Annotated in this window: 20 protein-coding genes; 15 read left to right on the top strand and 5 right to left on the bottom strand. The window is 50.2% G+C overall.

Annotated elements, in window-relative coordinates; genetic code table 11:
• Positions 1-95 precede the first annotated feature (95 nt).
• From ACYVAD_RS13005 to ACYVAD_RS13020, 4 genes are all read left to right on the top strand, one after another.
• The gene (locus tag ACYVAD_RS13005) at positions 96-464 is read left to right on the top strand and encodes a DUF7674 family protein (RefSeq protein ID WP_461139928.1); all 369 of its coding nucleotides are present in this window, start codon (positions 96-98) and stop codon (positions 462-464) included.
• Positions 465-599: 135 nt separating this feature from the next.
• Entirely contained in the window at positions 600-1253 is a 654-nt protein-coding gene (locus tag ACYVAD_RS13010) for an HAD family hydrolase (RefSeq protein ID WP_461139929.1), read from the top strand.
• On the top strand, positions 1250-2404 hold the full coding sequence (locus ACYVAD_RS13015; protein ID WP_461139930.1) for a site-2 protease family protein: 1155 nt from the start codon (positions 1250-1252) through the stop codon (positions 2402-2404). Before ACYVAD_RS13010 ends, ACYVAD_RS13015 begins: the two co-directional genes overlap by 4 nt.
• A gap of 665 nt (positions 2405-3069) precedes the next feature.
• Positions 3070-4518, top strand: coding sequence for a sensor histidine kinase (locus ACYVAD_RS13020; RefSeq protein WP_461139931.1), 1449 nt, complete (start codon positions 3070-3072; stop codon positions 4516-4518).
• Here the strand turns inward: ACYVAD_RS13020 and ACYVAD_RS13025 are convergent.
• From ACYVAD_RS13025 to rpiB, 3 genes are all read right to left on the bottom strand, one after another.
• Complete coding sequence (locus ACYVAD_RS13025) at positions 4505-5119, bottom strand: 3'-5' exonuclease (RefSeq protein WP_461139932.1); 615 nt, start codon at positions 5117-5119, stop codon at positions 4505-4507. The genes ACYVAD_RS13020 and ACYVAD_RS13025 overlap by 14 nt on opposite strands.
• A gap of 153 nt (positions 5120-5272) precedes the next feature.
• The gene (locus tag ACYVAD_RS13030; RefSeq protein ID WP_461139933.1) at positions 5273-7459 is read right to left on the bottom strand and encodes an FUSC family protein; all 2187 of its coding nucleotides are present in this window, start codon (positions 7457-7459) and stop codon (positions 5273-5275) included.
• Positions 7460-7572: 113 nt separating this feature from the next.
• Positions 7573-8001: a ribose 5-phosphate isomerase B gene (rpiB, locus tag ACYVAD_RS13035; RefSeq protein ID WP_461139934.1), complete on the bottom strand. Its 429-nt coding sequence runs from the start codon at positions 7999-8001 to the stop codon at positions 7573-7575.
• Between the two features lie 127 nt (positions 8002-8128).
• Between rpiB and zwf the strand changes: the two genes are divergently transcribed.
• From zwf to ACYVAD_RS13075, 8 genes are all read left to right on the top strand, one after another.
• A complete protein-coding gene (gene zwf / locus ACYVAD_RS13040) occupies positions 8129-9631 on the top strand; it encodes a glucose-6-phosphate dehydrogenase (RefSeq protein ID WP_461139935.1) in 1503 nt (500 codons plus the stop codon).
• Between the two features lie 4 nt (positions 9632-9635).
• The gene (locus ACYVAD_RS13045) at positions 9636-9992 is read left to right on the top strand and encodes a cupin domain-containing protein (RefSeq protein WP_461139936.1); all 357 of its coding nucleotides are present in this window, start codon (positions 9636-9638) and stop codon (positions 9990-9992) included.
• A 32-nt stretch (positions 9993-10024) separates the two neighbouring features.
• Positions 10025-10753, top strand: a complete 729-nt coding sequence (gene pgl / locus ACYVAD_RS13050; protein ID WP_461139937.1) for a 6-phosphogluconolactonase — start codon at positions 10025-10027, stop codon at positions 10751-10753.
• 210 nt (positions 10754-10963) lie between these two features.
• Positions 10964-11944: a helix-turn-helix transcriptional regulator gene (locus ACYVAD_RS13055; protein WP_461139938.1), complete on the top strand. Its 981-nt coding sequence runs from the start codon at positions 10964-10966 to the stop codon at positions 11942-11944.
• Between the two features lie 177 nt (positions 11945-12121).
• Positions 12122-14200, top strand: a complete 2079-nt coding sequence (locus tag ACYVAD_RS13060; protein WP_461139939.1) for a tetratricopeptide repeat-containing sensor histidine kinase — start codon at positions 12122-12124, stop codon at positions 14198-14200.
• Positions 14201-14298: 98 nt separating this feature from the next.
• Complete coding sequence (locus ACYVAD_RS13065; RefSeq protein ID WP_461139940.1) at positions 14299-15072, top strand: response regulator; 774 nt, start codon at positions 14299-14301, stop codon at positions 15070-15072.
• Between the two features lie 182 nt (positions 15073-15254).
• Entirely contained in the window at positions 15255-15869 is a 615-nt protein-coding gene (locus ACYVAD_RS13070; RefSeq protein WP_461139941.1) for an RNA polymerase sigma factor, read from the top strand.
• Between the two features lie 220 nt (positions 15870-16089).
• On the top strand, positions 16090-18534 hold the full coding sequence (locus ACYVAD_RS13075; RefSeq protein WP_461139942.1) for a TonB-dependent siderophore receptor: 2445 nt from the start codon (positions 16090-16092) through the stop codon (positions 18532-18534).
• A 253-nt stretch (positions 18535-18787) separates the two neighbouring features.
• On the opposite strand, the gene ACYVAD_RS13080 is transcribed toward ACYVAD_RS13075, so the two are convergent.
• Complete coding sequence (locus tag ACYVAD_RS13080; protein WP_461139943.1) at positions 18788-19048, bottom strand: ribosomal maturation YjgA family protein; 261 nt, start codon at positions 19046-19048, stop codon at positions 18788-18790.
• Positions 19049-19346: 298 nt separating this feature from the next.
• On the opposite strand from ACYVAD_RS13080, the gene ACYVAD_RS13085 reads away from it, so the two are divergent.
• The 3 genes from ACYVAD_RS13085 to ACYVAD_RS13095 all read left to right on the top strand — a co-directional run bounded on the left by ACYVAD_RS13085 (position 19347) and on the right by ACYVAD_RS13095 (position 22856).
• Positions 19347-20675, top strand: a complete 1329-nt coding sequence (locus tag ACYVAD_RS13085) for a DEAD/DEAH box helicase (RefSeq protein ID WP_461139944.1) — start codon at positions 19347-19349, stop codon at positions 20673-20675.
• A gap of 214 nt (positions 20676-20889) precedes the next feature.
• Complete coding sequence (locus tag ACYVAD_RS13090; protein ID WP_461139945.1) at positions 20890-21549, top strand: beta/alpha barrel domain-containing protein; 660 nt, start codon at positions 20890-20892, stop codon at positions 21547-21549.
• A 5-nt stretch (positions 21550-21554) separates the two neighbouring features.
• Entirely contained in the window at positions 21555-22856 is a 1302-nt protein-coding gene (locus ACYVAD_RS13095; protein WP_461139946.1) for an MFS transporter, read from the top strand.
• Between the two features lie 53 nt (positions 22857-22909).
• Here ACYVAD_RS13095 and ACYVAD_RS13100 read toward each other — a convergent pair whose 3' ends face one another.
• Entirely contained in the window at positions 22910-23887 is a 978-nt protein-coding gene (locus tag ACYVAD_RS13100; RefSeq protein WP_461139947.1) for an extracellular catalytic domain type 1 short-chain-length polyhydroxyalkanoate depolymerase, read from the bottom strand.
• Positions 23888-24786 lie beyond the last annotated feature (899 nt).

Consider the following 24786-nt stretch of genomic DNA (forward strand, 5'->3'; position numbering starts at 1 on the left):
GGAAATGGTAATGCGTTGATGGACAGCAAGTAAAAGTTTGCTAGGCTAGGATGGCACAGATTTAGGAAGTAGCCATCCCATGATAAAATCGTGGGATGACGAACGGTGAAATAAACAAAGAGAATTTACTTCAAGTATGCTCGGATCGAATTCCGGAAGCACGTAAGCTGTTTTGGCTGCTTCCCGAGCAAACAAGCATCAGCGAGATACTGGACAAGTTATTTGATGTGACCATCCTAATGGTCAATAAACGCCAGTTTAGAGTGGTTAAGCAGTGTTTAGCTATGGCAGACGAACTGCTGAACAAAGGGGAGGAGCAAGTCCGCGTCGCCGTTACTACTATTTATATGTATCGGCTGTCTACCGTGCTCTATAAAAAAGACGTACAGGCTGAGTTTATTTATTTTTTGCTGCCTTGCGGTTTACGGACTTTATTCTACGAGCATAATTACCCAGACGAATAGCGCTTCGGGTATCGGTCATCAGCGAAAATAGATAAACTTCTCCGTCCCTAAATGCGCGTATAATATTACCTGCTAGTCGGAATCTAACGGTATCTTTGGCTTTCAGTTCATGGATTACTCAACCGGTTGCTTTACATGAATGCCTCCGTAAACACTACGTCGCTTAAAAGCATAATCTTCGATCTGGGCGACGTCATTATTCCTATCGACCTTACGGCTCCGATGCGCAACTTCGCCATGCTGGCTAACCTACCCGAAGAAGAGGTGCGGGCGCTGTGGCAGGAGCATAACCTTGTCAATCAGTATGAAACAGGATTAGTCGATGACGACGGGTTCCGAAACCACATTCGTGAGTTATTCCGGCAGGATAAAAAAGCCCCGGAAGGCTGGGCCGACGAAGTGATCGATACCGCCTGGAATACAATCCTGCTCGACCTACCTATTAATCGCATCGAACGGGTAAAAGAACTGGGCAAAAAATACCGTTTGTTTCTACTCAGCAATACCAGCCCTATTCACATCCGGCAGGTTAACAATGCACTAACGAGCATGGGCGAACCAACGTTGGAGGATATCTTCGAGCGTGTGTTTTATTCGTACGAGGTGCGTCTGGCCAAACCGTCGCCGGAAATCTACCAGCATGTACTGACCGAGGCCAAGCTTGTGGCCGAGGAGACGATGTTTCTGGATGATAATGCCGCAAACATCCAGTCGGCTGCTACGTTAGGTATTCAGGCGGTTCACGTACAAGCCCCCAAAACTATCCTGGAGTACACCGCAGATTTATGAGTGAGTCGACCAAAACGTACCTCCTTCAGGGAGGTCTTTTTATAGTTACCCTGATCACCACCACCATGGCCGGGGCTGAGTGGATGTTTGGCGGAACGTTTTTGCCAATTGAAGGAGGACACCAGCTCGGCTGGACGCAGTTTCAGGCCGGGTTCCGGTTTTCGATACCGTTTCTGGCCATTCTGACGGTTCACGAATTCGGGCACTACATCGTAGCACGACTCAACAACGTCCGCGTTACGTTACCCTATTATATTCCCTTCTGGATCGGAATCGTACAGACTATCGGTACGCTGGGGGCCTTCATTCGAATTAAAGAATACATTGACAGTCGGCGGCAGTATTTCGATATTGGAATTGCCGGGCCGCTGGCCGGTTTTGTCGTGGCATTGGGGGTGCTCTGGTACGGCTTTACGCACCTGCCCCCTGCGGAGTTCATTTTTACCATTCACCCCGAATACCAGAAGTGGGGACTCGACTACGGGAAATACGCCTATCAGAATATACCGCCTAACGTAGCGGTAATCAAACTGGGTGACAACCTGTTGTTTGGCTTTTTCAAGGAGTACATTGCTGATCCCGCACGGGTGCCTAACCCCTTTGAAATCATTCACTATCCGTACCTGATGGCAGGGTACATGGGGCTGTTCTTTACGTCGCTGAACCTGATTCCCATTGGTCAGCTTGATGGTGGCCATATTCTCTACGCGCTTATTGGCCGGAAGACGTTTCGGTGGGTTGCTCCGGCCCTGTTTATTCTGTTCGTATTCTACGCGGGGTTGGGCCTGTTCAAACCAACCGATTTTGCGGTACCTACCGACAGCGCTTTTTTCGAAATGCTGGGGAATTTTGCGCTATACATTGGATTTGTTGTGCTTGCCTGTTCGCGACTTAGCACCAACCGGACAACGTCACTGCTGATCGCACTCAGTATCATCGTTGTACAACTGGTACTAACCTGGATTTGGCCAACGTTGCAAGGATACGCTGGTTTTGTCGCCTTTGCCTTCATCCTGGGTCGGATACTGGGTGTCTACCATCCCGAGACAACGTTACAGGAACCGCTGGACACCAAACGAAAATTACTGGGTTGGCTGGCGCTGGTGGTCTTTATCTTGAGCTTTAGTCCGCAGCCGTTCCAGGCTATCTGAGCAGGATGAGAGAAATGACAAAATCGGTCTGGTTACTGTCTAACGAAGACATAGGCCAGACCGGTTTTTAAGATAAAAAATAGGTGAGCTTACTCAAACGAGCTAAACTCAATTCGTGATAACTCGTAAGTACCGAGCTTCTTATACTTGTTTAGTAGCTCCTGGCGACGTTGTTCCGCCTGTTCTGCCGTGTAATACCTGTTAAGGTCGCTGGTGCACACGTCATTGGTAGAGCTGCAATTCCTACTGATAAAGCGGCCAAACTTCTGGAGTACTGTCTGTAGCTCGCTCTCTTCGTTTCCGGTGGCAGTTCGCACATCCGTATATACCAGTTTCGATTTACCTGAACCTTTCTGCAGAGGAACCTCTTTGGAGTAGCAGAAATAATAGTTGGCTACTGGTTCTATCGATTTGGACTGGGTGAAAAGTAAGCAGGTTATGCTTAAAACGATAAGGGTAATCAACTTCTTCATAGCCGGCGATTGACGAGGATTTAGTACTCAATTCAGCGATTCAGTAACCTGGTGCTCCCATTACAATATAAATGAAAAATGAAGACGTGCGGGTGCCCCGTGAAAATGCCAGTAAAATAGGGTGCCCTGGATACACACCTTATTCTGGTACGACTAATAAGTTGATAATCTGCGTAGTTTTGTCAGCACAATGTGCTGGAAATACTCGTAGAAACCCGTACGTTTGTTTTCTATTCGGTCGGTTTTCGGCGGTTCTTCGGCATGGTAATCCTGTCAACTTATACCAGTTTACGGCTTTTTCTGGACGGTATGCTTTGCATGATGGCGTTATACGCCCTGCTCAGCTTCGTGCAGCTGCGTAAACCGATTTACTGGCAGTATGCCCTTTACATCGCCTGCATGATCCTCGATCTGCAGTTCAGTGACAATGGCTATGGCCAGGCCGACTACCAGCCAGGAGCGTATTACCCTGAGACATTCGTTGAGTCGCTGGCATACATACTTTACGTTCGTTTCGCTATCCTGTTTATCAACCCGGCTCAACAGGATCCATTGACGTATCGGTTGATGAAGATGCTGATGGTTGGCTTTGCCATCGCTTTGGCAATCGATACCACGCTGTGGCTGGCAAACGTGTCGATCTCGGTACGAAGCAACGTCTACATGGGGAGTCGGCTGCTCATATGCGGGGTGGGGCTGGTGCTAATACCGCGTATTTTTCAACTCCGTAATCCTGTCGTTTCCTACTTTGTTGCGGGGTCGCTCCTGCTGGTGATTGGCTCCATTGCCGCGCTGCTCGCCAACTATATGCCCTTTGCCAGGCAGATGACCTCGGTCGATGCTATGCGGTATCCCGTTGTAGCCCTTCAGATTGGCGTTGTCGGCGAAGTACTTTGTTTTACCCTGGGTATGTCGTTACGTCACCGTCGGAATGAGCAGGAAAAGATTCAGTATCAGGCACAACTGATTGAGCAACTGCGGGATAACGAACAGAAACAAGAGAAACTAAAGCGTATTCGAGACGATATTGGTGGCGACCTGAACAGTCTGAACGTATTAAGTCAGGTCGCTACCCGGCAGCTAAAAACCAGACCAGATCTGGCTACTGATACCATTCAAACCATTGGTCAGACGGCGCGTCAGGTGGTGGCTACCATGCGCGAAATTGTCTGGAGTCTGAATGCTGCTCAGACGTCGCTGGAGAGTTTTAGTTACCGCCTTCGCGAAACGGCCCGGATTCTGTTCGAACACCAGCCAACCAAGCTCCACCTATCGCTGGATATTGACGACGACTGGCTGTTACCCGCCGAAGGTCGTCGGGATTTGTTCCTGATGACTAAGGAGATGATGCACAACGTCATCCGCCATGCCGAAGCCCGTAACGTGTACGTTAGCATGCATGTCGAGAAGCAGACACTGTACTTAATCGTTCGCGACGATGGGCACGGTTTCTCGCAGTTAGAAAATAATGGCCAGACCGGCAACGGGCTCCGAAGTATGCAGCAGCGCGCCAATGCGCTCAACGGCGAACTACGCATAACTACAGAGCCCGGCCTGGGAACTACCGCTTGTTTTCAGTGTCCGTTAGTTGTCGAGCTTCCAGCGCAGGCGTTGCTGTCGAACTCAGTTACGGAAGCTTAGCTTGTTCGGCCAGCTTAAACACTTCTTTCAGGCATTTGGCCGTCAGAACGGCGTCTTCCAGCGCATTGTGAAATCCATCCTCGCGGGCAAAGCCAAAATAACTGGCGATGGCCGTCAAACTTAACCGATCGGGGGATTTACGCCCGTTAGCTTTCAACATCCGGAACGTAAAATAACTGAGCGTGTGCAGATCGAGAAGCACTCGCGAGTAAGGCCACTTCTGTTTTTCATAGCGGTACGCTTCTTTCAGAAAATTGATGTCATTGATCACACTCTGTCCGCAGATGATAACATCGCGGAGGAAAGGCGTGCGGTCCAGTTGGCCTTTAGGTACGCGAATGACCAGATGTTGACAAACCCATTCTTCCAGTTCGGGTAATACGTCGTAGATCATTGGCGCATCCTCCAGATCCGATAGCGACAGATTATGGATTTTTTCGGAAGAGGATGAGAAGGCATCTTTATTCTCGGGGTAAACGTTCGTCAGGTATTGCCCTTTTTCAACCCAGTTGTCGTCGAAAAGAACCGCACCAATCTGAATAATTTCATTGTAGTCCGGCTCCGGACCGGTCATTTCCAAGTCAAGGACAAGGTATGGCATACGTCAAAATGTTAACTGATTTTTTATTTTGTTAACTGGACAGATTGAGTGAAAAAGAATATGAAAAATAATCTTACAATTTTTCAAGCTATAAACTATTCTCTACCTGTGCTCGTTTTACTATCAACTACCGCAAGCAGTATCCCTGGCCACTCAAGGCTGGGGATTTTCATTTTCAGTAAGCAGAGCGGGCGCTATCCGTTTCTTAGCTTCCGCGGGTTCAGTCACTCGCTCGATTAGTTTTCCAATATCACTGCTGACCTGCTGAATAAACTTCAGTTGTTCTTCCAGCAACGGATCATCCGAAATGGCCGTCCCGGCCTCATTGCCGTTGATGTCCGGGCTGACACGGTCAACCGAAACGCCGAATCGCCGTAACCCCTCCGTCAGGCTGAACAAGGCCCGTTTGATGGGACGAATAACGGAGGCCGTGTACATTTTAGGATCGCTGAGAACCAACCCCGACATAATCGTGGCGATGTTGGCCGACAGAATGTGATTCAGCACGACGAATTCATGAATTAGTTTCTCATTTCGCTGCGTGTGTTTTGGTTCCGAAACCATACGTTCGAACGAAGCCGACAGGTTGGCCGACGTAACGTACACTTCCTTGCGCGCTAGTTTATAATCTACCGACTGAATACGTTTTCCTCGTAAACCATCCAGCAAGAGAGTCAGGTACCGGATGTTGGCGGTGAGAATATCCCGCATGGGCGTGATAAGCTGTTCTGATTCCCAGCGGGGAAACAAAAGATAGCCGGTTACTAAAGCAATGAGACCGCCAAAGATGGTATCCAAAAACCGTTCTTCGGCGGCACCGATGTAGTTGACTCCCGAAAAGCTGAAAACAATCAGCACGAAGGGCGTCAGGCAGAAAACCATCACGATGTAGTTTGTGCGCTGGGTGCTGTAAGCGCCAATCATGAACAGGACCATAAGCGCAAACTGGATGTGCTTGTCGGGAATGAACGTCAGAATCAGCAGGCCAACCGCCCCCCCAGCCAGTGTACCGCTGATCCGCTCAATATTACGTTGCTTGGTCAGGCTAAAAGCCGGTTTCAGAATAACAGAGATTGTCAGCAGTACCCAGTAACTGTGGTGGCCGTAGGGGAGGAGTTTCGTGAGTACATAGCCAAACAGCATGGCCAGGGACACCCGAATGGCATATCGAAAAGCCAGCGATTCGAGCGTTAGATTGTCGACCAGGGATTTTGAACTGATGGCCTGATGGGAAACGAAACGACCAAATTCCAGTTCTTCGCGGGTTGTCTGTTTCGGGGCGGGGGCCACTAAATTGTTCTGAATCGCGGTCAGCCGCTGGCTCAGGTTGCGCAGGCTGACAAGCACTTTTTTCAGGACCAGTACGCTGCCTTCCTGATCGCCCAACGCATCGATACGTTGTTTGAGGGCTTCTAGTTCCGGCACAAAATCGGCTGAGGAGTGGCTTAGTACCGGCGACTGAATAGCGAGTCCAATGTGATCCAGTTCGATGGCTAGTCGGCGGATTAGGCGGGAGATGTCATCCAGAATGCCCGTTGGTCCGAATCGCTCCCGAATGGCTGAGTAATCGTAATACATAGCGACGATCTGCTCGTACAGATCCACTACGTCCACGAAGGTTAACAATAAAACGCGACCCGTGCGAGTAGTTTCGGCCACAAAACGCCGACTTTTAAAGAGAACTTCCCGCACAGCGTCCTGCTTTTCGCTGACGGCTACCTGCTGCGCGACCAAACGCCGGTAATCGTCTTCCAGCCGGGTCGACATGGAGTAGAAATCGGCTTTGATCTGCATAAACTTGGCAATTTCGTGAATGCACTGTCCCAGCGCCTGTTGTCCCAACCGGTACGGTTGCAGGCGGGAAGCCAGCAGGCTAATGCCCATGTACCAGCTCCCCCCCGCTAAAACCAGCAGACTTTCCTTGAGAACCCCGGCCGCGTCCAGTGGCCGGTCGAGCATCAGAATCATGATCAGGGAGGCCGCATTACCTACTGAAGTAGCTCGGGTGCCGTAAACGGCAAACATGGAAAAGACGAAGGAGAAGACAACGACTTCCACGCCCAGCACATAGTCGTTCATTCGGGCAAAGCCCGTAACCATGGTGACAAGAAAACTTAGCCCGATCGTGGCCAGCATACTGTTCCGGCGGTGGAGTACCGGTCCCGGGGCGTCGCTGATGCTGACGGTCAGTGCCCCCAGCGACATGGCCATACCCGTGGTCAGCTGCCCAAACTGATCCAGCAGCAACGAAGGGAGTAGAATGGACAGCGTGATACGTAGCCCATCCGAGAAATACTGGCTGGAGAGAAAATAGCTGACCTGCCGGGCACGTTTGTTCATGGGTGTTGATGGAAAACGACCTGTACAGGCTTAGCACGTGCCAAGTCTACACAGGTCGGACTCATATCAGTGAGCGCTTCTGACCCACTGAAACGTAGAGGCCGAACGCGACACTACGCGTCCAGCTCTTGGATACGAGCGATGTGGCGACCGCCTTCAAAAGGTGTGTCGAGCCAGATTTTAATGATGTTAAGGGCCGTCTCCTGGCTCATCATCCGCTCACCGATGGAAATTACGTTAGCGTCGTTATGCTTGCGGCATAGTTGAGCCGATTCTTCGTTCCAGCACAGACCGCAACGAACACCCTTGATCCGGTTGGCCATCATAGCCTCACCGTTGCCAGAGCCACCCAGCACAACTCCGCGTTCTACGTCACCATCAGCGACTGCTTCGGCAACGGGACGAATAAACAATGGATAATCGACCGGTTCTTCCGAATAGGTTCCTTTGTCCACTACCTCATGGCCGAGGCTGGTCAGCAGTTCTTTGATGGCTTCTTTGTAACGGAAACCGGCGTGGTCGGAGCCGATAGCAATTTTCATGGGTACACAGACTGAAATTAGTGAGGCTCAAAAGTAGCAGAATCGACTACGAAGATGAAACCTTAGCGTAGTAAACTTGTTCAGAACAGAGGTGCTCGATAATTTGCGACCTCTATACAACCAAGTTATGATTCCATCATCCAATCATCGCCCACCAGCGACGGTGTTATTCATCTTCGGGGGCAGCGGAGACCTGAACTTACGCAAGCTAACTCCTGCTTTATATAACCTGTTTATCGACGAGTACATGCCCGAGCAGTTTGCCGTGGTTGGGCTTGGCCGTAGTGATTACTCCGATGAGTCGTTCCGGGAGCGGCTGTTAGAAGGTGTACAGTCGTTTTCCCGCCGGAAAAATGGACCCGACGATGCCTGGAAAAAATTCTCGCCCGCCATTACGTACATGAAAATGGACGCTGGCGATGCGGGGTCATACCCAATGCTGACTGATTTCGTGAAAGCGAAAGAACAGGAGTGGGGCGGTATGCCGAACGTTATATTCTATCTAGCCGTTGCCCCTCAGCTCGTACCTGAAATTGCTACGAGTCTGGGTAAGCTGGAATGGTGTGGCGATACGTCGCACGTTCGGGTGGTGGTCGAAAAACCGTTTGGTCACGACCTGAAAACAGCCAAAGAGCTGAATACCCTGCTGCGAAATCTTTTCGCCGAAGAGCAGATTTACCGCATTGACCATTATCTCGGGAAACAGACGGTACAGAATATTCTGGCACTTCGTTTCGCCAACTCGCTGTTCGAGCCGATCTGGAACCGGCAATACGTTGAGCATATTCAGATCACGGCCGCCGAAACCGTCGGACTGGAAGGCCGGGGCGGTTACTACGAAGAATCAGGCGCGTTACGTGACATGATCCAGAACCACCTGCTACAGGTGCTCTGCATGGTGGCTACCGAAGTGCCGACAACCTTTGAAGCCAACGAAGTACGTAACAAAACGGCCGACGTGCTGCACGCGATCCGCCGGATTGCGCCCGATCAGGTCAACAACGTAGCGGTACGTGGCCAGTATGGTCCCGGCAAACATGGGGACAAAGAAATTCCGGGTTACCGCGAAGAGAAAGGTGTTGACCCCGAATCGGCTACCGAAACCTTCGCTGCGGTCAAGCTATACGTTGATAACTGGCGTTGGGAAAACGTACCGTTTTATCTGCGGACCGGCAAAACCCTCCCCGAAAAAACGACGACCATTACCATTCAATTCAAAAAAGCGCCGGATTACGCCTTCCCGGAAGAAGCTGGACAACACTGGCAGTCGAACCGCCTGATTATCGGTATTCAGCCGGACATGGACATCCGCCTGCGTTTTCAGGCTAAACGCCCTGGCCAGTCGATGATCCTGGATCCCGTTGAAATGGTGTTCAGTTATAAAACAGCCTACGAAGGCCAGGAGCCCGAAGCGTACGAAACGCTGCTGCTGGATGTGATGCTGGGCGATGCTACCCTGTTCATGCGTGCCGATCAGGTAGAGGCAGCCTGGGAAGTTGTAACGCCTATTCTGGAGGCATGGGGCAGCGAAAAGCCAGCCGATTTTCCGAATTATACACCCGGTTCGTGGGGGCCACAGGCGGCTATGGACCTGATCGAGAATGACGGGTTTCACTGGATGACGGAATAACACCATGACCACCAATTCATCGGCTCCCTGGTCGACGCCCAACTTTATTGCCGAACAGAACATTCCCTGGGAAGACATGGGCGAGGGGGTAAGGCGTAAAATACTGGTTTACGATGCCAATCTGATGCTGGTGAAAGTAGCGTTCGAGACGGGTGGGGTTGGGGCTATACATCAGCACGTACACACCCAGATGAGCTACGTCGAAAGCGGTACGTTTGCTATTACTATCGCCGACGAAACCCGGATTCTGCATACAGGGGATTCGTTTTACGTACCGTCCAATATTTGGCACGGAGCCCAGTGCCAGGAAGCCGGGATACTGATCGATATCTTCTCGCCCATGCGCGAAGATTTTGTTTAAAGCTGTTACAGGTCGGCCAACGACCCAACGCGATGCAACTAATTATTAAAAAGAACCCAACCGATCTGGCTAAAGCCGCGGCTGATTTCATCGCCAAACGGATTAAGGATGTACTGAAGACTCAGGATCGGTTTACGATTGCACTGTCGGGTGGTAGTACGCCCAAAGCGCTGCATGAACTGCTGGCTCATTCGCCCTACCTCGAGCAGATCCCCTGGTTACAACTGCATTTTTTCTGGGGTGATGAACGTTACGTTCCCATTGATGATGAGCAAAGCAACGCGGGCATGGCCTATGATACGTTGCTGGGTCACATTTACACCCCCGAAGAACAGATTCACGTCTGGAAAACGGATTTGGAGCCAGAGGCTGCTGCCGTCGACTACGACCGGGTTTTGCATGAGTACTTTGGAGAAAGCGGTCCTACTTTCGATCTGGTACTACTGGGCATGGGCGACGACGGGCATACGCTGTCGCTATTTCCCGGAACGGACGTCGTGCACGAAGCGAACGCGTGGACGAAAGCGTATTTTCTGGAAAAACAGGACATGTACCGCCTGACGCTGACGGCTCCCATCGTGAACCGGGCGTCCTGTGTCGCATTCCTGGTCGCTGGACCTAAGAAAGCAGAGCCGCTACACGAAGTGCTGGAAGGTGCTTACCAACCCGATACGTATCCGTCGCAGGTCATCAAACCTACCGACGGCGACCTAATCTGGATGGTAGACGAGAAAGCCGCCAGCAACCTGACAAAGATGTAGAGGCAATAATCTTTACGAAAAGCCCACCGGTGTAACCGGTGGGCTTTTCGTTTTTCTGGCTGGATGAACGAACAGCTTAAAGTGAATCGAACGATAAGTTACGAAAAATACAGCTACTCATTATTTAGACTAATTTTAAAATAAGATCTTTGGTGCTGTGATGACACTGCACAAAGGAGAGGTAGTCGCCAGATAGCGAACAAAGCGGGTATGAATATTAGGATAAAGTTCAGCGAAACGGGAAACTGGCTACATCAGCAGCCAACAACGGATAACGATGTGACCGATGAAGCCCGGCTGGACTTTCCTGATAAGAGTTATTTCATCAGCAGGCAGACGCGGGCGGGGGGCTTTCTGCTCAGCGATTTACAGGGGCAACTTCATCGACCCATTCAGTTGGTCTACTCCGGCGAAGAAGATCTGATACAGTTGCATTTTCTTTTGCGTGGTGAAGCCTGGCAGGAGTGGGGGGAAGAAGGAGTAACCCGTTCATTAACCGAAGGGCAGCATACCATTGGTTATCATGCTTTGGCAAAAGCCACGATTGGATTAACTGCTCAAGCCGGAATCGTTGACTGTTTTACCGTGTATGTAGCTCGTGAGTTGTACTTCCAGTTGATTCCTCCTACCAGCACACTACATGCAGGCTTTGCCCAGCGCATAAAAGAAAACCAGTTTGCCTACATCGCCGATCAGAATCTGCCCATCACCCCGGCCATGAATCGATTGATCGACGCCATTCGGCAGTGCCAGCGGGAAAGCGAACTAAAGCGGCTATACATCCAGGCTAAACTAGTCGAGTTGCTCATGCTTCAGCTCGAACAGTATCAGCAACTGTTGCTCAAGGATGGTAAGCTCATGCTGCCTGATCAGCAGAAAGTCCAGGAAGCCCGAATTATTCTGGAAAGTCGATTTGCCGATCCACCAACGATCAGTGAGCTAGCCCGGCTAGTTGGGCTAAATGAATTCAAACTCAAGAAAGGTTTTAAGTGGTTGGTGGGTTGCCCAATATACAGTTACGTCGTTAAACTACGGATGGAACAGGCGCGACACTGGCTGCTGGAAGGCAACCAATCCATTGGCGAAATAGCTCACTGTGTTGGGTACAAAAATCACGCTCACTTTACGGCCGCCTACAAACAATACTACAACAGCCTACCCAGCGAGTTGTCAGGCCGAACCAGTTGCTAAGTGTTTGATAGCCTGCTGTTGCGGTCAAGTAAGTCACCTGTCTTATCGCGACGAAAATTCTGATAGATTATTTCCGGAAAATAAGCGAATTGTGCCAGTAAGCTTATACTTTCGTTCTCCAGCACGCACCCGAACAGGCGTGAATACAACCAGCCGTAGATCTTATTGCCTCCCTTTATGAAACATCAGTACTGGTACGTTACTGTATTGCTGATTGCTCTTATTGTCGACACACCTGCCTGGTCGCAACGGCGGTTAATTGATAGTTTGCAGCGAAACCTGACCCAGAAACTACCGGACACGACGCGGGCGAATACCTACTACGACATTGCCAATGCGTTTTATAAGCAGACAAATTATGATTCGGCGCATGTGTATGTTGATCAGATGCCGCGCTACTGCCGCCGATCAAATTACTGGTTGGGCCTGGGCCATTACAATCGACTGAAGGGGATCATGTATACCCAGCAGGGGCGGTTTGATGATGCCATGCAACACCTGCATACTGCGGCTGATAATTTTGCCAAGGCTAACAGGATAAAATACGTGGCCAGAACGTACAGTAGTTTGGGGCTGCTGTACAAAACGATGGGCCAGGATAATCAGCGGGTTGATGCGTTGCTGAAACAAGGAATTGCGTACCTGACTAAAGCAATTGCGATCAATCAGCGGTTGAAGCTGCCTGACCAGCTTGTCGACAACTACATCAACCTCGGCATTACGTACGAGGACATGCACGAATACGACTCTGGCCGGGATTGTTTCCTGAAAGCGTTAGCGATCAACGACGAAACCAAGGCCGACGACGATTCGTACCGGGTTATCTACAACGACCTGGGAAAAAATTACAACGTGCGGGGGGAATACGAAACCGCGATTGGTTACCTCGACAAAGCGTTGGCTATTAACCTCCGCCTGAACCGTATATCCAGCCTGGCTCACAACTACCGTAATTTGGCTACGTCCTACCGGGGGCTGAACCAATTGGACAAAGCGCTGGACTATGGCGAGGAAGCTCGTCAACTGGTCGAGCAGAGCAAGAGTACAGCTTTGTCCCAGTCCGTTTATCGGGGGTTATCGGCTTCGTACGCTGAGGCCAAGCAGTACGAGAAAGCCTATCTGTACTTATTGAAAGGAAAGAAACTGGAAGATTCGCTCATGAATATCCAGAAGGCGCAGGTTATCACGCGAATACAGGCGCAGTACGATACCCGGAAAGCCACCGAAATAGCGGCCATAGAAGCCAAAATGCAGCTGGATAAAGCCCGGGAAATTGCGCAAATCGAAGCCGAAAAGACATTGGAAATAGCGGCCATTCAGGCTGAAGAGCGCACGCATCTGGCTGATCTGCAAACAGCCGCTGATGTCGAAAAAACGCGTGCGGTGGCCGAGGTCGAAGCCAAATACGAGAATCAGAAACGATTGCAGCGGATTTCGGAGCTGGACGAACTAACTCATTTGCAGACGCGTCAGGTTAACTACATGTCGGGGGGGCTGGGCGTGCTGGTCGTATTACTCTGCCTGCTGGTTTACCAGTATCGCGCTCTTCGGCTAGCCAACCGCCGGTTATCCATTCAAAACAAAGTCATCAGTACAAAGAGTACGTTGCTGGCTGAGCAGGCCGATCAGCTACGGACTCTGATGAAAGAATTGCATCACCGCGTAAAAAACAACCTGGCTATCGTGTCGGGGCTACTGACGTTACAGGCTAATGGGTTGGAGGATGAAAACATGGCGCACGCTGTGCGTATTGGTCAGCAGCGCGTCGAAGCCATGTCGCTTATCCACCAACGGCTTTATCAGACCGACCGGCTTACCGTGATTAACATGAAGGAGTACCTGACCGATCTGGCGGTGAGTTTGATGCGCGCCTATGGGTACCAGCCTCACGAGTTCGACCTGCACCTGGATATTACGCAGAAAGAACTTGATGTCGACGTGGCCATTCCCCTGGGGTTGATCGTGAATGAACTCGTAACGAACGCATTCAAGTACGCCTATAATACGGTGCAGAAGCCTTTTCTTCGCATTAGTCTCCACAAGGCAGGTCGATCAGCGGAACCAACGATTACGCTGGAGGTGCAGGATAACGGACCCGGTATCGAAGTCGTCGACTGGCAGCAACGAAGCAACCGGACCTCATTCGGTAAACGGCTCGTTACGTCTCTGACGGAGCAACTGGAAGGAAAACTGGAACTCTACAAAAAGAATGGCGCCCTGTTCCGGCTGTATATTCCGCAAACTCGGTTTAGTTGAAAATTATTAAGAGCTACCATCGATAAAACTAGAGTATCCTACAAGAGTATGCTACATTAGCCGTTCGAATAATAAACAAGGCTATTTTCGGGGTTCGTATGACCGCTGATGAACGGATGCAGATTCTAATTGTGGAAGATGAGGCCATCCTAGCGATGGAATTGTCGGACTCGTTAGAACAGGAGGGATATCTCGTAGTAGGGAGAGCCGCCAGCGGGCGTCGAGCGCTGGAAATATTTCAGCAGCAACGGGTTGATCTTGTCTTGTGTGATATTACCATCAAAGGGGATTGGGATGGTATCGAAACGGTTCGGCAGTTAACCAGCGAACGCCCAGTCGCGGTTGTCTACCTGACGGCCCTGACCGATCGGGAAACCCTGAATCGGGCAAAACAAACTCATCCGGCGGCCTATCTGAACAAGCCCTATCAACTCAACAGTTTGCGCACGGCCATCGAACTAGCCATTCATAACTTCTTGCAGCGTCAACCCGCATCCGCTGAAATCAGTCAGCCAATTATTGATCGGGAAAGCCTGGGGCACGAATCGATCCTGCGGATGGGTAATTCCGTGTTCATTAAACAGAATTACCAGTTTGTTAAAATAAGCCTGGACGAACTGCTGTATCTGGAGGCCGAGAATGTGTACACTACGCTGGTAACAATCAACCGGAAATACGTACTGCGTTTATCACTGGGCGGGGTACTGGATTTGATCCGACTACCTCAGCTAATTCGTATCCATCGGTCGTATGCCGTCAACGTTCAGCAGGTGTCATCCTTCAGTGATACCGAAATTGTAGCCGGTGGTTGTGCCCTACCGCTGGGGCGTAGTTACAAAGACTCTTTTCTGCAACAGTTTCGCGGTCGATAAACTGTTCTCAGCCAAATTTCGGGGTTTCACATACAGAATCCTGCCACTCACCTCATTTAGTCACCGAAAGGGCGGTAAATACTTATATTTATCAATCAGCTACTCAGCAGTCCACCTGATAGGGTGATTTTTGAGGAAACGTAAGTCTTTTAGGATGTTATAAGCTGTGTTGAAGGGCTACGTTGAAACGTCGTTTCTACGTGGCTGACATTACGCTACTAACCCATTTTCAACCGAACGAATCTATGCACGCGTCATCCATCACTGATGAGGAAGTAATCCGTTTGTATCTCGAAACTAATCCCGACGACTGTTTCAATACGCTCTACAGCCGTTACGTGAACAAAGTATACCGACGCTGCCTATCGTTGACGCGCCACGTTGAAACAGCTGAGGATTTTACCCACGACATCTTCATAAGAGCGTTTTCCAAACTGAACGCCTTTCAGGGGCGATCGAGTTTTTCGACCTGGCTCTACGCTATTTCCTATAATTACTGCATTAGCCAACTGGAACGGATACAACGGGTCAACGCCATTAGTCTGGACGAACAGGGCGCGGCTGTGCCCGACAGTAGTAATGACGATATGATAGAGGTGGTCTACCAGCAATTAAGCCGGGCCCTGGCCGCTCTTTCCGCTGAAGAAGTGGCATTGCTGAAATTGAAGTACGAAGACGACTTGAGCATTGATGAGCTGGCCGGAAAATACGCTGTAGGAAGCGGGGCCATCAAGATGCGGTTGAAGCGGAGCCGGGATAAAGTCCGGCGTATTTACCAACAACTCGACTTAAACTGATTGGGGTTGGATCACGATAGAGGGAGTGAAATCGCGCTTTCTCTCCGAACAAAAAGCTCCTGTCTGGCATAGCCAGACAGGAGCTTTTTGTTGGCAGGGCTGGTAGTCTAGAGTCGGGTAGATATTAAACTAGGATTAAAAAGGCCAGATTGGCTCGCTAAACCAACCGAACCTGTTTAGGCTGTTATACTTTTGCGTAAAATGTAATCAGTCTAAATAAATGAATATACGTTTCCGTACAGGTATTTTTTGCTCACTACTGCTTATCCTGCTGAGTAATCAGCTTGTCGCGCAGACACTCGGTTCAATTAGTGGAACCGTAACTACGCGTGATGGTCGTCCGGCATCCTTTGTGAATGTTGGCTTGAAAGAAGTTCGCAAAGGCGCGGTAACGGCCGAGGATGGTTCGTTCCAGATCAAAGGTATTGCTGAAGGGACCTACACCCTGAAGATCAGCTTTGTAGGGTTGGAACCCCAGGAGAAGTTAGTAACGGTTCGGGCCGGGCAGGCCGCCAAACAGGATATTACGCTGGCCGAAAGTTCGTCGCAGCTCAATGAGGTTGAAGTAACGGGGACCAACAGCGTGGTGACCCTTGGCAAGGCGGGTATTGCGCCATTGGATCTGCCGCAGATGACCGGTGTTGTGAGCAACGTGGTTATTGAAGATCAGCAAATCAACCGCCTGGGTGATGCGCTACGTAACGTGAGTGGGGTTTCGCTCACGCAACAGCGGGGTGGCGTTGCTGAAACCTTCACCGCCCGTGGGTATAGCATTGGTATTGCCGGCGCTGGCAGCAGCGGCAGCATTTTTAAGAACGGTGTAATTTCTAACTCAGCTGGTTTCCCGGACGCCAGTACGCTGGAATCAGTTGAGGTGCTGAAAGGAAGCGCGGCTCTGCTGTATGGTACGGTATCGGGTGGCCTGATCATCAATCTGGTCACCAAAAAGCCGAAGTTTAACTGGGGGGGCGAAGTGTCGATGCGCGCGGGCAGCTACAGCCTGTACAAACCAATCATTGATATCTATGGACCCATCGCCAAAAACCTGGCGTTCCGGGTGGTCGGTACGTACGAAAACGCGAAAAGCTACCGCGACGTGGTCAAAACGGAGCGGGTGTACGTGAACCCGTCGCTGCTCTATAAAATTGGGGATAAAACGACCGTGCTGTTACAGGCCGACTATCTGAAATCGAATCTGACGCCCGACAACGGTATCGGCTCGCTGAACGCCAACCGGGATGCTGAGATTCCCACGACCATACCCCGCTCGCGTTTTATCAATACCGTCTGGGCTTACAACAACCTCGATCAGAAAACGGCTACCCTGAACGTGGATCATGCATTCACGGATAACTGGAAGCTGACGTTTATTGCCTCGGCGCAGAAAACGAACGTAACGGCCTTCAGCGCCGGGGTTCCTAACAACAATATTGCGGTTAATGGCGACTGGAGCCGGACATTGAGCCGGACGCTGACCTCGGAAAACGATTATACCGGGCAACTAAACCTGAACGGGCGCTTTACTACAGGACCGATTGCCCACCAGCTTTTGGTTGGTACTGATCTGGTCGGTGTCAGTAGCGTCACTAACTCGTTCACGATTACTAATAATGGCGTTGGCGTAACGACCTATGACCGAATTAACATCCTCGACCCAGCCAAATACCAGCAGCAGACGTACATTCCGGACTCACGGGCTACCAGCCGGACGACTTCTCCGCTTTACCGTTCGGGGGTGTACGTACAGGACCTGATTAGTCTGACGGATAAAATCAAAGTGCTGGCCGGTATTCGCTGGTCGTACCAAAAGACGTTACAGACGCAGATGTTGAATCTGCTCACGGATGCTGAAACGCGCGGAACAGCAGCGACTCGTTACGACCGGGCATTCTCGCCCAAAGTAGCCCTGATCTACCAGCCGATCCGGACGACTTCGGTATTTGCGAGTTACTCCAATAATTTCTCGACGAACAGCGGTGTTGATATTTTTGGCCAGCAATTACGTCCGTCGATTATCGATCAGTACGAAGTTGGTGTCAAAAACGAACTGTTCGATGGTCGCCTGACGGCAAACGTGGGCGTTTACCGCATTCGCAACAGCGATTTTGCTCAGACGGCACTGACCAGAGCCGACGGTACACCCAACACGGATACGAACGTAAAAGAGTTTACCGGCGAAACTACCAGCGATGGATTGGAAATTGACCTGGCAGGTAACCTTTCCAAGAACGTGTATTTCATTACGGGCTACGGCTATAACTACATGCGGTACACCAAAGCGTCGACGGTACCCGGTGTTGGCGCCCCCGTTCTGGGGGAGCGCCTAATCAATAACCCTGCTCACACGGCCAATGCTACGCTATTTTACACCTTCGATTTGCCACAGTTGCGTGGCCTGAAACTGGGTGCGTCGGCTTTCTACACGGGTGCCCGTAACGGTGGATTGAACAACACCGTAGGGCAGACGCCCGCGTATAATCGCCTGATCCCGCTGACTGGTTTCACAACGATTGACCTGACCGCCGGGTATACGTATCAAAAAGTATCGCTGCTGGTAAAGTTGTCGAACATCACCAATGAGCTAAACTACCTGATTCACGACCGGTACAGCATCATGCCCATTGCACCTCGTCAGGTTGTAGCGACCCTGTCATACAAATTCTAACCGACGGACTGCTTACAGCATAGACAAAGCCTGCCTGATCACGCCGTGATCAGGCAGGCTTTGTCATTATGGTATTGTGATTGCCTCTGGCGTATTTATTGGCCTTCTCCGCAGGCTTGCCGTGACTAAGCCCGTCAACCGGTGGTATTGAGTACAATAACAAACTGTACATCAAGCATCACACGAAATACAAATGACTCTGGCTCACTAAACGCTCGTGTGTGACTTACCTTACAGAAGTATAGGATCGCTATCAGTTCTGTTTATACCGCGCCGGAATACAATAGGTTTCAATTAGAGCCCCTAAGCTCACACCCACGGCGTAACACAGCAGATCGCTCCAGACGAAACTGAATCCGAGGACCAGTCCCCCCAACCGCGTCGCCCGCAGACTGTCGATCCAGGGAGCATGGTATAATTGGCCGAGTTCAATACACACCGAGAAGCTAAAAGCGACTGCTGCAACGGCCCGGATTGACCATCGACGGAAAAGAAGGGCGAAGCCAAAATACATCCCCTACGTATAATTTTACGAAAAGCCAGTCACCCAGAAAACGCCGGGAAGCCAGGCCGAGCAGCATTGCGCTGAGCATGAGCGCACCATACACAAAACGGTTTCTGGTAACGATTAACTTGGACATTCTTGGGCTCAACGGCTTTTTTGGGATTCCCCAAGGCGGGCAGTTGACAAATATTGATAAAATATATGTTATCGTCGTGTAGGTAGCCAGCAGGAACCAGAAAGGCGTACTGAAGAATCAGTAACGCTGACCAATTCGCTGTACCTTTGTAGGCTTTTAGACAATACGACCATGACTTTTGACGATCTGAATCTGAGCAAACCACTACTTCGCGCTCTGGAAGACCTGAATTATACGACCCCAACGACGATTCAGGAAAAGGTTTTTTCGGTCGCGATGTCGGGTCAGGATGTATGCGGAATTGCGCAGACCGGTACGGGGAAAACTTTGGCCTATTTGTTACCCTGTTTGCGCCAGTTGCAGTATTCGAAAGAGCGCCTGACGCAGATGCTGATTCTGGTGCCGACCCGGGAACTGGTTGTCCAGGTAGTCGAAATGGCGAAGCAGCTTACAGCCTATATGAGCCTGACGACGGTTGGGGTGTACGGGGGCGTCAACCTGAAACCGCAACTGGCCGAAGTACAACAAGGAGCTGATATTCTGGTAGCTACGCCCGGCCGGATGGTCGACATCTTGTCCAGTGGCGTGTATAAAGCAAAAAGCATCAAGAAACTGGTCATTGATGAGGTGGATGAAATGCTTGATCTGGGGTTCCGGCCACAGCTAAAGATAATTCTGGACTTATTGCCCCCTCGTCGCCAGAACCTGCTTTTTTCGGCAACACTCACTGCAGAGGTCGAAGCCCTGCTCGATACGTATTTTAATAGCCCGGTTTACGTTGAAGCGGCACCAGTGGGTACGCCATTAGAAAATATCAGCCAGCTGATGTACCGGGTCCCCAATATCAATACCAAATTAAACCTGCTGAACTTGCTGCTGGGCCGGGACACAAGCATGACAAAAGTCCTGCTATTTGCTGCGACTCGCCAGCAGGCAGACTTACTGTTTGACGAACTGGCCGATGAGTGTCCGGACCGTGTGGGTATTATCCATGCCAACAAAGCACAGAACTACCGGTTCAACAGCGTCAATCAGTTCAAAGCTGGTACGTACCGCGTCCTGATTGCGACTGACGTAATTGCTCGTGGTCTGGACGTATCAGGTGTATCGCACGTCATCAACTTTGACACGCCCGACACTCCCGAAAATTACATTCACCGGATTGGTCGTACCGGCCGTGCCGATCAGAAGGGGATTGCTATTACGTTCGTTGCCGACAATGAGCAGGAATACCTTGCCTCCATCGAGGAATTGATGAACTACACGATCCCCGTGCAGGCCCTGCCCGAAAAATTAGTTATCTCCGATGAATTGCTGGACGAGGAGAAACCCCAGATTCGAATGAAGAGTATTGACCTGACCGGGCCAAAACCCGAGTCGGGTGGGGGAGCCTTCCACGATAAAATTGACAAGAATAAGAAAGTCAACATTCGTCGAAACCACGCGGCCGAGAAGATGCAGAAGTACGGTCGACCCATCAAACGAAGTGGTAAAAAGTAGCCCACACCCTTTAACACAGCTAACTGGTAGATTATTTGATTACCAGTTAGCTTGGGAAATTGTGCGCTTTTCGTGAGTAGATAAGTATACCCCTTGTATTATTACGCCAACGGCCAGGTTAGCCGTTACCGGATACATCCTCGCTCGTTTGTGATGAATCCAGGCAGGAATCCCATACGCTTTGCCCACTAATCATCTGAAATTTTAGTTCATCATGCCTTCTTTTTCGTCCGAGCAGCTCCTCACTCTTCTCCGAGAACACCCAATCGTTCCTGTATACTATAATGCCGATAGTCAACAGGCGCAAACCATTGTGCAGGCCTGCTACGACGGGGGGCTGCGTCTGTTTGAGTTCACAAACCGGGGCGACAAGGCGTTCGACGTATTTTCGGGATTAATCGAGTACGTTCGGACTAACTGTCCCGGAATGGCACTGGGTATTGGGACGATTCTGACGCCTGAAGATGCCGAGCGCTTCATGGATGCTGGGGCCGATTTTGTGGTGCAGCCCGTAACAACTGAATTAATCGGAAAGCTTTGTCGGACACGGGGGGTACCCTGGATTCCGGCGGGTTCGACGCTAAACGAAATATACCAGGCTACTCAACTGGGCGCCGATGTTGTAAAAGTATTTCCTGGCAACGTAGTCGGTCCTGGTTTCATCAAAGCCATTCTGGGCCCCATGCCACACCTGAAACTTATGGTAACGGGGGGCGTTGAGCCGAACGCGGAGAGCCTGACGACCTGGTTCAAGGCGGGCGTAACGGCGGTTGGTATTGGCTCGCAACTATTCTCCGGCCCGAGTGCCGATCCCACAGCGCTGCGTGACCGAATCGCAGCGTTGGTTCAACACACCACCTCTCTTACCGTTTAAACTGCATGAGTAAAGCCGTCGGAAATTACCGTTGGACAATTGTAGCCCTACTATTCTTCGCTACAACAATCAACTACCTTGATCGTCAGGTTGTTGGTTTGCTAAAACCAACGCTGGAAAAAGAATTCAACTGGTCGGAGCTGGATTATAGCCGGATCGTGCAGGTATTTTCGGCGGCTTATGCAGTCGGTCTGCTGCTCTTCGGCCGGTTCATTGATTATATCGGTACCAAGCTAGGCTATACCATTGCAATTATTTTCTGGAGTCTGGCTGCTATGGCACACGCCCTGGCTACGGGTACGTTCGGGTTTATTGTTGCCCGGATCGGGCTGGGGCTGGGAGAGGCTGGGAATTTTCCGGCGGCTATCAAGACCGTAGCGGAGTGGTTTCCCAAACGGGAACGGGCTTTGGCAACGGGTATTTTTAACTCTGGAGCAAACATTGGTGCCGTAATCGCCCCGATTCTGGTGCCCTGGTTGTTGGGAGCCTACGGCTGGGAAATGGCATTTATCGTTACGGGAGCGCTGGGCTTCATCTGGCTAGGCTTCTGGTACTTTGGTTACGAACTGCCGGCGAATCAGCCCAAACTGTCGAGCGAAGAACGGGCCTATATTCATAGCGATAACGCAACGACACCCGACGAGGTCGCTGATCATGGATCGCCGGTATCCTGGAGTGAATTGCTGAGTAAGCGTCAGACGTGGGCGTTTATCTTTGGAAAAATGCTGACAGATCCGGTCTGGTGGTTTTTCCTGTTCTGGCTCCAGGATTATTTTGCGACAACATTCCATCTGGATACCAAAAAACCAAACCTGTATCTGGCGGTATTGTACACCCTCGTCAGTATAGGGAGTATCGGGGGAGGGTACCTGTCGTCCTGGCTAATTGCCCGGGGGTGGAGCGTATGGAAGGCCCGGAAAACGGCTATGCTGATGTTTGCGCTACTGGTAGTGCCGGTCATCGCTGTACGATTTGGTCCTGGCATCTGGACCGCCGTTGCCTTGATTGGCCTGGCCGGAGCTGCGCACCAGGCCTGGAGTGCCAACATTTTTACGACGGCTTCGGACATGTTTCCCAAACGGGCCGTGAGCTCGGTGGTGGGAATTGGTAGTATGGCCGGTTCAGTGGGCGGGATTATCTTCCCTGAGATCGTCGGTCGCATACTGGACACCTACAAACGAGCGGGTAACGTGCAGGATGGCTATGGGATTATCTTTCTGATCTGCGGTTCTGCTTATTTGCTGGCCTGGCTGGTGATGCACCTGCTGACACCTACCATGAAGCCCGTTGAACTTTCGTCGCGGTAAACTAATATGATACTTATCTAAGAAAAAAGCCCGCCGATCCGGCAGGCTTTTTTTTATGGTGTTGAGTAGCGTTTGAAAAAGGCCCACATCAGATCATTCGCGGACAGAACACTCGGCGGATCGCTGGATAAAACTGCTCCCTGATTACCACCGGGCCAGGAATGTCCACCGTCTTCGGTCAGATAGCACTCAGTAGAAGAGGTCTCTTGATCACTCTTCGCCCAACGATAGTGTGTGTAGACCGGCGTTGTTTCAACAGTTTGTCGGTTGGATTTACCAGGAGTCAGATTCGCAAAAACAGATAATGTACTATCTACCGAAGGATTCCATTGGTTGCTGATTCCTCGTGTGCCAAATCCGCCCTGGTAAGGTACATTTTTATCTAGTTTTGAATGAAAGTGTATGACTGGTACCACGCGCGCAGGCTGGCAAGGTTGCTGCAACTGAATAGTACCGGCGTTAGGAGCAATTGCCGCAATTTTACTGGAAAGCTCACAGGCTAGTCGATAACAGAACATCGCTCCATTAGAGTGTCCGGTGGCATACACTCGTTTGGTATCAATTCGATAGGTCTTGGCCAGGTCGTCAATCAGGGCGCTAACAAAGCCAACGTCGTCTGCCTGACGACCCAGCGATGCTTTGGGATTGCAGCATTTTCCTGCATTCCAGGTCCGAATCGACAACGCACCCTGGGATAACATGCCGTCTGGATAAACAACAATGAACCCTTCTTTGTCGGCCTTCTCACTCAGACGAGATAGCGTTTCGAAACGGCCGCTACGTCCACCGCCACCATGAAAAGCAAGCACAAGCGGCACCCGTTGTTTATGTTTTCCATACGTAGCCGGTAAATGAATTACGTAGGTTCGGGTCGTGCCACCAAACTGGAATGTCCCTGGTAAACTAGGAGTCGCCCGAATGGCAGGCTGTGCGTTCGCTAAAGAGCATATTAATAGCGAAAAACTCGTCAGAGACAAAAGAAAATGGATAAGTATCCGGTTAGGTGTCTTTGGTTGACGCCTGCGAATCATAGGAATGAAGAATTGAGTTTACCGTTAAAAGCTGAAAATAAATAACAATCTGCCGATTACTAAATGGTGTAAGAAAAAAATAACTGGAGTATACAAAACGTATTATATCTGGCAGTATTTATGCTCATTTTAAAGAAGACGAAAAATAATAGCGTGAGTTTATGTTGAGCAGTGACTATTCAAAAGCTACTCGTCATAGACTTATTGTAAAGTGTTTTCATTAAATTAGTTCCGTAAACTTGTAAGATATGAATTCAGTGAATCGCTCTCAGTCGGTTGATGTAACCAATCTTGTTACTTGGCTAACCGTAACAGCTATCTCCGTGGGGTTAGCCAGTCGAATAATCGCTTTGTTTCTCTAATATGTATCCTAAAAGGCTGGTCCCGTTGACCAGCCTTTTTCGTAAGCCAGCTTGCTCCGAATAAACAAGAAAAAAGGCTGTCATGTAAGCGACAAGATTCGTGTACGTACGACGATCAAAGCCAGTTATTCTCTTCCTGCCTGGCACAAAGTTTGTGAAGCGGATTTTGAGCCACTTTTGCTTTATAGCACTGGTTCAATGCACACGAATAATCTACACGAAATAATTTTTCTCCAACCGCTTAAACAATTTAGGTCAATATAGACAGTGCAAAAGCAGGCACCCAGTGGCCTTTATGGCTACTTGTTGCCTGCTTTTGCATTTGAGTTACTAATTTTTACAATTATTTTAGATAAGTATACGAAAATATATGTATAGTTAATCTATAGGTTGATTTTATTTATTACGGCGGCATAATTATTGAGTTTTGCCGAATGGAGAAATGCAGTTGATCAGTAAGCGCGTCGCCCGAATTCAGGAGCTGACTGCCTGTAAACTGAGAGCCGTAAGGTGCATTATTTATTCAATCAATCCGTA

It is taken from the genome of Spirosoma pomorum, assembly GCF_054776615.1.